General features: G+C 70.8%; 12 protein-coding genes. 7 read left to right on the top strand and 5 right to left on the bottom strand.

The features are described 5' to 3' along the window. Nucleotides 1–68: 68 nt before the first annotated feature. The 6 genes from ACEN9Q_RS11705 to ACEN9Q_RS11680 are packed head-to-tail and all read left to right on the top strand — an operon-like array spanning nucleotide 69 to nucleotide 7,934. Nucleotides 69–509, top strand: a complete 441-nt coding sequence (locus ACEN9Q_RS11705; RefSeq protein WP_495628527.1) for a type IV pilin protein — start codon at nucleotides 69–71, stop codon at nucleotides 507–509. Continuing rightward, nucleotides 506–1,132, top strand: coding sequence for a pilus assembly FimT family protein (locus ACEN9Q_RS11700; protein WP_495628526.1), 627 nt, complete (start codon nucleotides 506–508; stop codon nucleotides 1,130–1,132). Before ACEN9Q_RS11705 ends, ACEN9Q_RS11700 begins: the two co-directional genes overlap by 4 nt. After that, nucleotides 1,129–1,542 carry a prepilin-type N-terminal cleavage/methylation domain-containing protein gene (locus ACEN9Q_RS11695; protein ID WP_495628939.1) on the top strand — a complete coding sequence of 138 codons (414 nt, stop codon included), beginning with the start codon at nucleotides 1,129–1,131 and terminating at the stop codon, nucleotides 1,540–1,542. Before ACEN9Q_RS11700 ends, ACEN9Q_RS11695 begins: the two co-directional genes overlap by 4 nt. Next, entirely contained in the window at nucleotides 1,539–2,708 is a 1,170-nt protein-coding gene (locus ACEN9Q_RS11690) for a PilW family protein (RefSeq protein WP_495628525.1), read from the top strand. Before ACEN9Q_RS11695 ends, ACEN9Q_RS11690 begins: the two co-directional genes overlap by 4 nt. Continuing rightward, on the top strand, nucleotides 2,705–3,292 hold the full coding sequence (locus tag ACEN9Q_RS11685) for a pilus assembly PilX family protein (RefSeq protein WP_056444400.1): 588 nt from the start codon (nucleotides 2,705–2,707) through the stop codon (nucleotides 3,290–3,292). The genes ACEN9Q_RS11690 and ACEN9Q_RS11685 overlap by 4 nt, the downstream gene beginning before the upstream one ends. A gap of 10 nt (nucleotides 3,293–3,302) precedes the next feature. Further along, nucleotides 3,303–7,934: a pilus assembly protein gene (locus ACEN9Q_RS11680; RefSeq protein WP_495628524.1), complete on the top strand. Its 4,632-nt coding sequence runs from the start codon at nucleotides 3,303–3,305 to the stop codon at nucleotides 7,932–7,934. Here the strand turns inward: ACEN9Q_RS11680 and ACEN9Q_RS11675 are convergent, their stop codons facing one another. Next, nucleotides 7,935–8,954, bottom strand: coding sequence for a DUF3108 domain-containing protein (locus tag ACEN9Q_RS11675; protein ID WP_495628523.1), 1,020 nt, complete (start codon nucleotides 8,952–8,954; stop codon nucleotides 7,935–7,937). It abuts the gene before it with no gap. Between the two features lie 52 nt (nucleotides 8,955–9,006). Then, nucleotides 9,007–9,462: a hypothetical protein gene (locus ACEN9Q_RS11670; protein WP_495628522.1), complete on the bottom strand. Its 456-nt coding sequence runs from the start codon at nucleotides 9,460–9,462 to the stop codon at nucleotides 9,007–9,009. Nucleotides 9,463–9,653: 191 nt separating this feature from the next. On the opposite strand from ACEN9Q_RS11670, the gene ACEN9Q_RS11665 reads away from it, so the two are divergent. Beyond that, nucleotides 9,654–10,238 (top strand): NAD(P)H-dependent oxidoreductase, encoded by a 585-nt coding sequence (locus ACEN9Q_RS11665; protein WP_056444412.1) that lies wholly within the window; start codon nucleotides 9,654–9,656, stop codon nucleotides 10,236–10,238. A 49-nt stretch (nucleotides 10,239–10,287) separates the two neighbouring features. On the opposite strand, the gene ACEN9Q_RS11660 is transcribed toward ACEN9Q_RS11665, so the two are convergent. The 3 genes from ACEN9Q_RS11660 to ACEN9Q_RS11650 form a co-directional block, all read right to left on the bottom strand. Further along, entirely contained in the window at nucleotides 10,288–10,722 is a 435-nt protein-coding gene (locus ACEN9Q_RS11660; protein WP_495628521.1) for a universal stress protein, read from the bottom strand. A gap of 3 nt (nucleotides 10,723–10,725) precedes the next feature. Next, the gene (locus ACEN9Q_RS11655; RefSeq protein ID WP_495628520.1) at nucleotides 10,726–11,184 is read right to left on the bottom strand and encodes a universal stress protein; all 459 of its coding nucleotides are present in this window, start codon (nucleotides 11,182–11,184) and stop codon (nucleotides 10,726–10,728) included. Between the two features lie 75 nt (nucleotides 11,185–11,259). Continuing rightward, nucleotides 11,260–12,093, bottom strand: coding sequence for a MaoC family dehydratase (locus ACEN9Q_RS11650; RefSeq protein ID WP_229412757.1), 834 nt, complete (start codon nucleotides 12,091–12,093; stop codon nucleotides 11,260–11,262). Between the last annotated feature and the right edge of the window lie 56 nt (nucleotides 12,094–12,149).

Genomic DNA, 12,149 nt, shown 5'->3' with positions numbered 1-12,149 from the left:
CATTTTTCCGGCCACAAGACGCACGGTTGCGCTAATATTGTCGAGCGGAAACTTTTAACCCAAAGTATATGGAAACTCGCTTCCTGTCTACCCGGCTCGAACGCGGCTTCACGTTGATCGAGATCCTCGTCGTCGTGGCGATCGTCGGCATCCTCAGCGCCATCGCGGTGCCGGTCTACCGCGACTACGTGACGCGCGCGCGCCTGACCGAAGCCTTTTCGGGACTGGGCAGCGTGTCCACGGCCGCCGAGGATTACTGGAACACCAGCAGCCCGCACACGTACGACGGCTTCGACCGGCTGCCGGCGAACAGCGCCAATTTCACGTTCGCGCTGAGCGGCGCCACGGCGTCCGCGTACAAGGTGACGGCGACGGGAGCCGGTCCGGTGGCGGGCTTCGTCTACACGATCGACCAGAACGGCAACCGCGCCACCACCGCAGCGCCGACCGGGTGGGGCACGAGCACGTCGTGCTGGATCGACCGCAAGGGCTCGCAGTGCGTGCAATGACGCGGCCGCGCCAGGCGCGCGGCTTCACCTTGATCGAGGCCGTCGTCGTCGTCGCGATCATGGGCATCGTCCTCTCCGTCGGCCTGCCGTCGATGTCGAACTGGCTGCTGGGCCGCAAGGCGCTGGCGGCCGCCGTGTTCTACCAGGACGGCTTCACGCTCGCGCGCAACACCGCGATCGCGCACAACAGCCACAGCCGCCTGGTGCTGACCGAGAACGCCGTCAACGGCAAGATGGACTGGCGCGTCGACATCTGTTTTCCGACGTCCGGCATCCCCTGCAACGGCGACACCGGCACCTGGTCCACCGCGACGACGGCCGCCGACGGCGATCCCGATCCCGACCAGGTGTTCCGCTCCATCGGCCGCAGCGCCGAAGCGATGCCGGGCGAGGGCGACTTGTCTCTTGCGGTGAACCCGTCCGGCACCACCGAGGTGTATTTCACGCCGCTGGGCTGGGTCGACACGAGCGTCGCGCCGCGCCTGGCGCGGATCGGCCTCGCGCCCGCGCTCACGCGCGCGAACGCCTTCGCGCCGCTGGCCGTCGTGCTGACGCTGGCGGGCATCGCCACCATCTGCGATCCGTCCGCGGCGGCGCACGATATGCGCGGGTGTCCGCCATGATCGCGCGCCGCCAGCGGGGCATGGCCCTGATCGAAGCCATCGTGGCCGCGCTGCTGCTGGCCATCGGCCTGCTGGGCGCGATCGGCCTGCAGGCGCGGTCGACGAGCGCGCTGGCCGACGCCGGCATGCGCGCCGAGGCCACCATCGCGGCCGACAAGCTGCTGGGCATGATGGCCGTCGACCTCCCGAACGCGAGCGCGTACGCGCTGGCGGCAGACGGGTCGCCGGCCGCGCGGCTGCAACCGTGGTACGACGAGACCCGTGGACGCATCCCGAACGCGCAGATCCTCGTGACCGTCACGCCGGAGACGGCGCGCACCCGCGTCGAAATCGCGATTTCCTGGACCCGCAAGACCGGCGCCGCGCAGAACGCGCACCGGGTCGTGGCGTACCTGGCGGCGGCGACATGATCCGCACGCCCGCCAGCCGCCGGCACGGCTTCTCGCTCGTCGAGCTGATGGTCAGCGTCGTCATCGGCCTGCTCGCGCTGCTGTTCGCGCTGCGCATGGTCGGCGGCGCCGAGCAGACGCGCCGCTCCGCGCTGGGCGGGTCGGACGAAATGCAGAACGGGATGGTCGCGCTGTTCTCGCTCGGTAACGATGCGCGCAGCGCCGGCTATGGCCTGAACGACCCGATCATCGCAGGCTGCAATACCCAGTTCAGCGACACCAAGGGCTATCAGCTCGCACCTGCCACGCGCGGCACGACGGACGTGACGCCGCTGGCGCCCGTCGTGATCGAAGCGCACGGCGCGGACCCGGACCGCGTCACGTTCTATGCCGGCACCTCGATCGGCGGCACGCCCACGCTGCGCCTGACGAGCGATGCCGCCGCGGGCGCCACGCAGTTCGACGTCGACCGCATCGTCTACGGCTTCAACCAGGGCGACGTGCTCGTCGTCGCGCCGGAGCAGCCGGGCGGCGACTGCCTGCTGGTGCAGCGTTCGGACAGCGACCCCACCGCCACCCGCGTGGCGGTGGCTGCCGATGCCGGCATGCGCTTCAACGGCGGCACGCCGACCGCAACCTTCAAGGGCTACGCGGCGCGCGTGTTCGACCTCGGCCCCGTCGGCAGCCTCGCGTTCCGTTCGTGGTCGGTGGCGGACGGCTATCTGCAGCTGCAGGCGACCGGCCCGGACGACGCGTCGGCGCAGCCATCGACCGTGGCCGAGGATATCGTCTCCATCAAGGCGCAGTACGGCTTCGACACCCGCACCGGCAGCGCGTTCCAGCCGCAGAACGGCCTGCAGGTGAACCAGTGGTCGGCCGCGATGATCGACGCGGACGGCTCGGGCACGGCCGGCGACGCCGCCGACTGGCAGCACATCGCGGCCGTGCGCCTGGCCGTCGTCGCCCGCAGCAAGGCCGTGGAACGCCCGGCGGCCCGCGCGGCGTGCACCACGACGACGGCGCAACCGGTGGTGTTCGCGGACGCCGCGCCGGTCGGCGTCGCCGCCGTGCCGACGACCGTGAACGTGGCGGTGACCGGCGATCCGCTCGACTGGCGCTGCTACCGCTACCGCGCGTTCGAGACGGTGGTCACCTTGCGCAACGCGGGCTGGAGGCCGAATCCATGATGAGCCGACAACGTGCGCGGACGGGCGGCATGGCGCTGCCCGTCATCCTGATCATCCTGGCCGTGATGCTGCTGGGGAGCGTGTACCTGCTCAAGTCCGTGCATTCGACGGCGCTCACGACCGCCAATCTGGCGTACGACACGACCTTGAGCGGCGAAGCCGACCTCGGCCTGCACACGGCCTTCGCCTGGCTGAGCCAGACGGCACAGACCAACAAGGCGGCGCTGAACCAGGACGATACGGCGAACGGCTACGTCGCCACATGGGACGCGGCCAGCCAGCCGCGCGACGCCGGGTTCTGGACGGGCAGCCGGACGATCGACGGCGACGACGGCACGCAGATCGAATACGTCATCCACCGCCTGTGCGCGTCGGCGGGCACGTACGGCGGCGCGAACCGCTGCATGCAGACGGCCGCCAACGCGGCCACGCTGGGCACCACGGTGGCGGCGGGCGACAGCCTCGCGTCCGACGCGCCGTCGTACGCCGGGACGCCGCAGCTGCACTACGTGATCACGGCGCGCATCACGGGCGGCCGGGGTGCCAACGTGACCAACCAGATGATCGTCCTGATCGGCGCATGACCTGTCCACCATGAAAAAACTCCTCGCTCTATTGGGCCTCGCCGCCCTGTTGCTGGCCGGCGCCGCCGGCGCGGCCGTGACCAGCATCGCCCAGCTCCCGCTGCTCAACGTCGACGGCACGGGCAACGTGAAGCCGAACCTGATGCTCCTGTACGATAACTCGGGCTCGATGGCCAGCACGTTCACGCCGGACTACATCGACGACAGCTCGACGTGCCGCTCGCGGGCATCGATGTCGAGCGGGACGCGCGGCTGTACGGTCGGGCATCCGCCGTTCAGCAGCGCGGATTTCAACCGCCAGTACTACAATCCGGGCGTGCGCTACACGCCGCCCGTGCGCGCGGACGGCACGTCGTACACGTCGATGACGCGCAGCGCGACGACCGGCTGGACGGTGGTGGCGACGGATGGCTTCAACGTGAACAAGCGCGACATGCTGGGCAGCAGCGCCACCAGCACGAACCTGGCCACCGGTTTTCCCGACCTGCGCTGGTGCGACACGAGCTATGCCAACTGCGTGTACAACTCGGCGACCTATACCTATCCGAACGACGTGCGCTACACGCCGCAGGCGTACACGACGAACCCGTACTACTACACGATCAACGTCGCCGAGTACTGCACCACGGCCGCGCTGACGACGTGCGTGACGACCGCCGTGGGCGCGCCGGCGCCGGCCGGCTATCCGTTCCCGGCCCGGGTGCGCTGGTGCGACAGCACGGCACTGACGAACTGCCAGTCGAAATACGTCGGCAGTTTCAAGTACCCGCGCTTCTCGAATCCGAACGGCGGCGTGGTCGCGGCCTACGGCACCATCACGATCGGCACGTCGGCGTCCGCCGGCGCGATCACGCTCAACGGCGTGTCCGTCGCCGAATCGGGCGGCGCCGTCGTCATCACGAACAACGCGGTGACGGCGACGACCGGCACCAACACGGTCGGCAAGCAGGCGACGGTGGCGACCGCGCTCGCGGCCTCGATCATCGCGAAGACCGGCCTGACGAACCAGTACCTGGCCTGCGTGCGCACGCCGGTGTCCGGCTACAGCGTGCCGGCCTGCTCGACCTACGGCATCACGCTCGGCACCGACAACGTGGTGGCCGTCGTCCCGATCGACTGTGCCGCCGGCACGAGCAGCAAATCGATCGGCGTCTGCTCGGTCCTGACGGACAGCAGCCGCTCCGGCTGGGCGATCACCGTGGACGCGCCGGCGACCGTCGCGATCGCGGCGCAGCCGGCCACCGCGCTGATCACGGTGTCGGGCACGGCGAGCAACAGCAAGTTCTCGAGCAGCCGCACGGTGCTCGCCGCCGGCACGAAGCTCGGCGGCACGACCTTGATCGCGGCCGATCGGACCTTCGGCAAGGGCGCGAGCAACACGTCGGTCGCGTCCAGCATCGCCAGCGACATCGGCAGCCAGGGCAACATCGCCGCCTACCTCGGCGGCAACGCGGTCTCGCAGGTGTGCGCGGCGAAGAGCGTCAACACGATCTGCGTCGTCGACACCGGTGCCGCCGCGGGCGGTGCCGCGATCACGATGGGCACGCTCACCAACAACGGCGGCAGCATCGGCTTCGCGACCACGGCCGCGTCGGCGCCGGTGCCGGCCGTGTACGACGCGATTCCGGTGACGACCACGCCGCTGGGCAGCGGCGCCGCCGTGTTCGTGCGCACGGACATCGTCCCGGCCGTGACGAGCTATCCCAAGGCCGCCGGCCGCACCGATTGCGCGGGCAGCACGTGCACGTACGACGAGGAGATGACGAATTTCGCCAACTGGTATGCGTACTACAAGACGCGCAACCAGATGATGAAGACGGCCGTGGGCCTGGCGTTCCAGTCGCTCACGTCGAACTACAACGTGGGGATCGTCTCGCTGTCGACGGCGGCGGCCGAAGGCGCGATGACGCCGCCCCAGCAATTCACGGGCACGGCCCGCACCAACTGGTACACGACGCTGTACGCGATGGACGGCAGCAACTCGACGCCGCTGCGCCAGGCCCTGTACGCGATCGGCAAGATGTACGCGAACCAGAGCCCGTACGTGGCGGACGCCGGTTCGGAAGTGGTGCAGTACCCGTGCCAGCAGAACTTCACGTTCATCACGACCGACGGCTACTGGAACGGCGCCGCCGCGTCCACCGTCGTCAACAACGACAACGTCGAGAGCGCGGCGCGGTTCTGCACGCGCGGCAGCGGGTGCTACGACCCGAGCGCGCAGACCTACAACTCGCTGGCCGACGTCGCGCTGTACTGGTACAACGGCGGCTCGAACACGGCGACGTCGTCGCTGCGTTCGTCGCTCGAGGACTGGACCAAGCCCGGCCTCGTGCCGGCGCAGACGGGCGAGAACACGCGCCTGCACATGAACACGTACGCGCTCGGCCTGGGCGTGGACGGCGTCATGAACTACGAAGAGAAATACGATTCGGCCCCCGTGCCGGGCGGCGACTTCTACAAGCTGATCTCCGGTGCGACCAGCGGCTGCCCGTGGAACGGCAACGGCGCCTACGTGTGGCCGGACCCGAAGACGGGCGACTCCAGCGGCTCCGCCGCATACCAGTCGCGCGTGGACGACCTGTGGCACGCCGCCGTCAATGGCCACGGCCACTACTTCAGCGCGTCCGACCCGACCCAGGTCGTGCAGGGCCTCGGCTCGGCGCTGTCGTCGATCCAGGTGCGCATCGGCGCGGCGTCCGCGGCGGCGACGTCCACGCCGAACATCTCGCAGCAGGACAACGACATCTTCTCGTCCACGTTCACGACGGTGCGCTGGTACGGCGAACTGGCGGACCGCAAGATCGATCCCGTCACGGGCGCCGTCTCGACCACGGCGGCGTGGACGTCGTCCGACACGGTCGGCCGCCTCGTCGGCGACAGCAGCGACACGCGTACGATCTGGATGGCCGACGTGGCGAACGGGGGCCTCAAGGCGTTCACCTACGCGAACCTGACGGCGACCGAGAAGGCCTGGTTCGACAACAAATGCGCGGCGCTCGCCCAGTGCGCCAGCCTGTCGTCCACGGACCGCGCCAGCGTCAATGCGGGCGCCACCATCGTCGACTGGCTGCGCGGCCAGCAGCAGTACGCCGACGGCACGATCCTGCGCGCCTACACGCGCACCGACCACAATCCGCCGGGCCTCACGACGACGATCCCGATCGTGCTGGGCGACATCGCGTCGTCGAAACCGGCCTACCTGCGCGATCCGCGCAAGGGCTATTCGATCGCCGGGTACGCCGATTACAAGGCGGCGAACGCCGCGCGCCGTCCGACCGTGTTCGTGGCGGCCAACGACGGCATGCTGCACGCGTTCGACGCGGCGGCCGGCACGGAATTGTGGGCTTACGCGCCGCGCATCACGATGAAGAAGCTGTACCTGCAGGCCAGCACGACGTATGGCACGAACCACCAGTTCACGACCGACGGCGCGCCCGAGGTGGCCGACGTCAAGATCGGCGGCACGTGGCGCGCCGTGCTCGTGGCGGGCCTCAACGCGGGCGGGCGCGGCTACTATGCGCTGGATGTGACGGACCCCGCGCACCCGCACGCATTGTGGGAACTGTGCGCCGACGCGGCCGTGTGCAGCGGCACCGCCTTCGACGCCGACATCGGCCTCACGTTCGGCAACCCGCAGTTCGGCACGTGGAAGGACGGCGGCGGCGCCGAGCACTGGGTCGTGTTCCTCACGTCCGGCTACAACAACGTGCCCGGCACGGACGGCGTGAGCGGCGGCAGCGGGGCCGGTTATCTGTACGTCGTCGACGTCGCGACCGGGCAGGTGCTGGACAAGACGAGCACCGGCGACGGCGACGCGACAACGCCTTCCGGTTTCGCACGCATCACGGCGATCACGGCCAATCCGCTGACCGATCCGCTCGTGACCTACGTCTACGGCGGCGACAACCAGGGCCGGATGTTCCGTTTCGATTACACGGCGGGCGGCGCGCCGGTCGTCGTGCAGATGGCCGATGCCGGTGCGGCCCAGCCGGTGACGACGCGCCCCGAGATCACGCTGTGCCAGGTCGGCGGCACGGCCGCGCGCACGATGGTGGTGTACGGCACGGGGCGGCTGCTCGACCTGTCCGACATCGCGACCACGGACACGCAGAGCGTCTACGTGCTGAAGGATTCCGGCACCGGCATCGCCGCCGCCGACTGGCGCACGGCCGCGAAGATGGCGCAGATGCGCCTGACCAAGAGCACGGCCGGCGGTACCGAGACGTATGCGATCGGCGGCACGGCCGTCAGCTGGGGCACGCAGGCCGGCTGGTACATGGATCTCGACCAGAACCGCGGCGAGCGCGTGAACCTCGATCCCAAGGTCGTCTCCGGCACGCTGAACGTCGTGTCCAACCTGCCGACGTCGTCCTCGGCCTGCTCCGTCGGCGGCACGAGCAACCTGTACCAGCTCGACGTGTGCACGGCGCAGCCGCTGCTCGTCGACAGCGACAACAACGCCATCGTCGGCCGCACGCTGTCGAACAGTTCGGCCGCCGTGGGCTTCATCATCGTGCGCCTGCCGAGCGGCGCGCTGAAGCTGATCGCGACGACGGCGGACGGCAAGAACACGCCGTTCGACCTGCCGGCCGCCGCCGCGCAGGATGCGCGCAAGGCCGGCTGGCGCCGCGTGCGCGAGTAGTCAGGGCGCGGCCGGCGCCGGCCCGACGGCGCTCAGCGTCTGCGTGACGCTGGCGCTGCCGTCGTCGATGCGCAGACGCACGGGCAGCCAGCCCCGTTCCGGCGCCAGCCAGACGTCCAGCCGCGCCACGCCGGGTGCCGCCAGCTCGGCCAGGTGCCAGGCGCTGAGCGTCCCCGTGGCCGTGGCGACGTCTTCCTGGCCGAGCACCCGAAAGCGCGCGATGCGCAGGTCGCGCGCGCCCGCCACGACGATGTCGACCGATTCCGTCAGCTGGTCCGGCGCGGCCAGGCCGATGCCGGCCAGTTGCATCAGCAGCGATGCGCGATCCTGGATGCCGACGTTGTCCGGGCTTTCCGTGCCGGCCGCACGGAACAGCACGCGGTGGCCGTCCCCATCGAAGTCCGTGACGAGCGGACCGGCGTCCGTGTCCTCGCGGGCGCGGCGCGGCACGATGCCCGCGTCGCCGCTCGCGCCTTCGCTGTGCAGGCGACCGAGCGGGCCGTCCAGATCGAGCAGATAGCGGTCGCCGTCCGTGCGCCACGACAGGTGCGCGGTGCCGGCCGGTGCCGCGGCGGCGCCCGCGGGCTGGCGTACGACGTCGTAGGTGAGCAGGGCGGGCCCCGGCAGGCGGACGTGGTAGCGGCCCGGCATCTGCATCAGTGGCGTGCCGGCGGCAACGGGGGCGGGGGCGGGGGCGGCGACGGCCGGCGGCGATGGCACCGCCGCCACGGCGGGCACGGTGCCCGGCGCCGGATGCCGGACCGGCGGCGCCGCGGGCGCGTGCCTGGGCGCGTGCCTGGGCGCGGACGCCCGCGCGACGGGAACCGGTGCCGCCGGCCGCGCCGGCACGGCCGCGCCGGGCGGCATCAGCCGCACGCTCAGGCCGGCGTCGGCGGGCGCGGCGTCGGACGGCCCCGCGCCGTGCGCGGCGACGAACGCCAGCAGCGCGAGGTGAACGGCGGTCGAGCAGGCGCACAGGACCAGCAGGCGGCGGTGCCGGGACAGGACGGCAATCTTCATCCTGCCAGTGTAGCGTGTGCGGCCGTTCCCGCCCAGCCGGCGGGCGCGCCGTTCAGCGGGTGTGCGGGCGGTGCGCCGCGACGTGCGACGTGGCCTGCGCCGCCCGGCCCCGGGCCCGCGCGGCCGGCGCCCGGGTGGCTACCGTCAGCGCCAGGTCGCCGCTGAGCCGGTGCAGCGCGAGGACCTCGTCCAGCGCGGCCAGCACCTGGCGGCCCAGCATGTGGTCGCCCCGTTCGACATCCGGCAGCACGCGGTGCAGGGCCGACAGGACGACGGCGTTCTCCTCGCGGTGCTCGTGCAGGTGGACGTAGCCCAGCGTTTCCATGATCAGTTCTTCGTGGCGGAAGGCCGCTTCGACGGCCGCGACGAGGGCCGCGAAGCCGCGGCCGAGCATGTCGTCCGGACCGGCCGCCATGTCCGCGATGCGCCGGCACAGCATCTTGCGTCCGTGCCGCAGGGCGGCGCAGAGCGCGCGCGGGCGGGCCGGCGTGATGCTTGTCGTGGCCATCCTGTTCTCCCCGCGCCGTCGGGCGCCCGAAAGTCGAAATATTCTTAGACTTCCGGTAGCACGAAAAAATCCCTGACGTTTGATATCTCGCAACGTAGCATCGTTGTGTTCAGTTAGCCTAGTTGACAGAATACATAGCGAAAGCGAGAAATGAGCGTGGTACAACCCGAACGAGAGTACGGCGGTCACTGATGGGGGCGCGCATCCTATTGATCCAGGGTCATCCGGATTGCCACCGTCCCCACCTGTGCCACGCGCTGGCCCAGTCGTACGTGGAGGGCGCGCTGGCCGCCGGCCATGAGGTCGACGTCGTCGAACCGGCGCGGATGAGTTTTCCGCTGCTCACCAGCCCGTCCGAATGGTGGCATGGCTCGCCGCCGCCGCAGCTCGCTGCCGTCCAGGATGCGATCCAGCACGCGGACCACCTCGTGTTCGTCTATCCGCTGTGGATGGGCGACATGCCGGCGCTGATGCGCGGCTTCATGGAACACGTCACGCGGCCGGGCGTCTTCATGGACGATCCGCAGCAGCCGTTCGGCGCCGGCCTGCTGGGCGGACGCAGCGCGCGGCTCGTCGTCAGCATGGGCATGCCCGCGGTCGTGTACCGGTGGCGGTACGGCGGCTACGGGGTCCGGATGATGCGGCGCCAGATCCTCGGCCGGGCGGGCATCCGGCCCGTGCGCACGACGCTGATCGGGCGGGCCCACACGCTGTCGGCGGAGCGGGTCGCGATGTGGCGCGACCACCTGCGCCGCCTCGGCGGATCGGCCGCCTGAACACGTACCGCGGCAGGTTCGGCGGAAAAACCGGCTGCGGCGGCCCGGCTCAGCGCACCACGAGGACCGGAATGTCGCAATGGGTCAGCACCCGTTGCGTCTCGCTGCCCAGCAGTTGCGCGGCCAGTCCGTGGCGGCCGTGCGAGGCCATAACGATCAGGTCGCATGCGCGCTCGCGCGCCGTCGCGATGATGCCGTCCCACGCGGGGCCGGGCGGGGCCAGCACGGTCTCGCACGGTATGCCCGCTTCGGTGGCGCGCCGGACGACGTAGGCGAGGGCGTCGCGCCCGAGGCGGTCGGCCTCGTTGCGCCATGCGTCGTAGAACGGCCCGCCCACGTCGCCCGTCGCGAGCAGCGGCGTTTCGCCCGCCACGTGCACGCCGATGATGGTGCCGCCGGCCAGGTGCGCCAGGCCGAGCGCCGCGCCGAGGGCCGCCGCGGCCCGCTCGGTGCCGTCGACGGGGACGAGGATGCGCTGGTACATGGCTTACGCCTTGTGCGCGGGCCGGGGGCGCATCACGAGCACGGGCACGGTGGCGTCGGCCAAGACCTTTTGCGTCACGCTCCCGGCCAGCAGGCGCGACAATCCGCGCCGGCCGTGCGAACCCATGAAGATGAGGTCGCAGTTGCGGCTCTCGGCGGTGGCGAGGATCGCGTCGGCCGGCGCGTAGTCGAGCATGGCCACCTCGCTGCAGCGCACGCCCGCGGCGGCCGCGGCGTCCGCCACCCGGCGCGCGTGCCCGGTGGCGCGGGTCAGCAGCACCTCGTCGTCGAGGCCGGGATCGATGGCCATCGCCGCTTCCGCGCTGGCGATGGGTGGTTGCGGCTGGCCGACGGCGAGGGCGACGATCTCGCTGCCGTTGGCGCGCGCGAAGGCAATGGCGGCCTGTTCGGCGGCGGCGGAGACGTCGGAGCCGTCGGTGGGCACGAGGATGCGGTCATACATGGCGTTCTCCCGAGCGTCTGGTGGTCGGCTCAGGATGGCGAATATACGCTGTAAATTCTTTGATCTGGATCAAATTCAAACGGTGCGGAAGCTGCCCTCGGCCACGACGCGGCCGCCGCCGCCCACGGCAAAGCTGCCGGCCGCCAGGTCGGCGCCCAGCACCAGTTCGCTGCCGAGCGGCGCCGGCGCGCGGAAGCGTCCCTCCAGCGCCAGGACGCGCCGCCCGCATGCCTGCTCCAGCTCGGCGCAGGCGCGCGCCAGGGTGTGCATGCCGTGGATGATCGGCCGCTTCATGCCCATCAGGCGCGCCGACCACGTCCACAGATGGATCGGATTCCAGTCGCCCGAGATGCGCGCGTAGGCACGGCCCGTGCTGCGCGGCAGGCGCCAGCCGGTCAGTATGGGCAGGTCCTTCGCCTCCTGGCGGCCGCGCCGCTGCGCCTGCTGGCCGCGCACGACGAGGTAGGTGCTGCGGCAGCTGAAAATGGCCGTGTCGAGCTGGCGGGCCACGGTGTCCAGCTCGGCGACGACGGCGCCGTTCTCGGTCGGCGGGCGGATGGTCACGGTGGTCGACAGCACCAGCGGCACGTCGTGGCGCGGCTCGGCCAGCGCCCGCAGCGTGTTTTCCGTGTGCACCGTGCCGGGCAGGCGGAACGGGAACGCGTCGTCGAGCATCGTCGCCACGTGGGCGCGCTGGGCCAGCAGGTAGTAATAGGTGAGGGGAATGCCCTCGTCGCGGAAGCCGAGGGCCTGGCGGTAGCGCCGCAGCTGGTGCGGGTCGATGCGGTCGAGGACGTAGGTCGTGCGGGGCGTCGGCACGCCGTGGAAGCGGCGCGGGTGCTTGAACAGGGCGCGCAGCAGGACGGCGGCGCCCAGTCTGGGCAGCGGTGACGGGGAGTCGGCGGTCATCGTGGACTTCTGGAACCAAAACCCCATTGTGCCTGAAACTTTGCGTTTCATCGCAA

The organism is Massilia sp. Masssp93, from assembly GCF_059491295.1.
The sequence above is the reverse complement of the archived record's forward strand: the minus strand, read 5'-3'. Positions and strand labels throughout refer to the sequence as shown.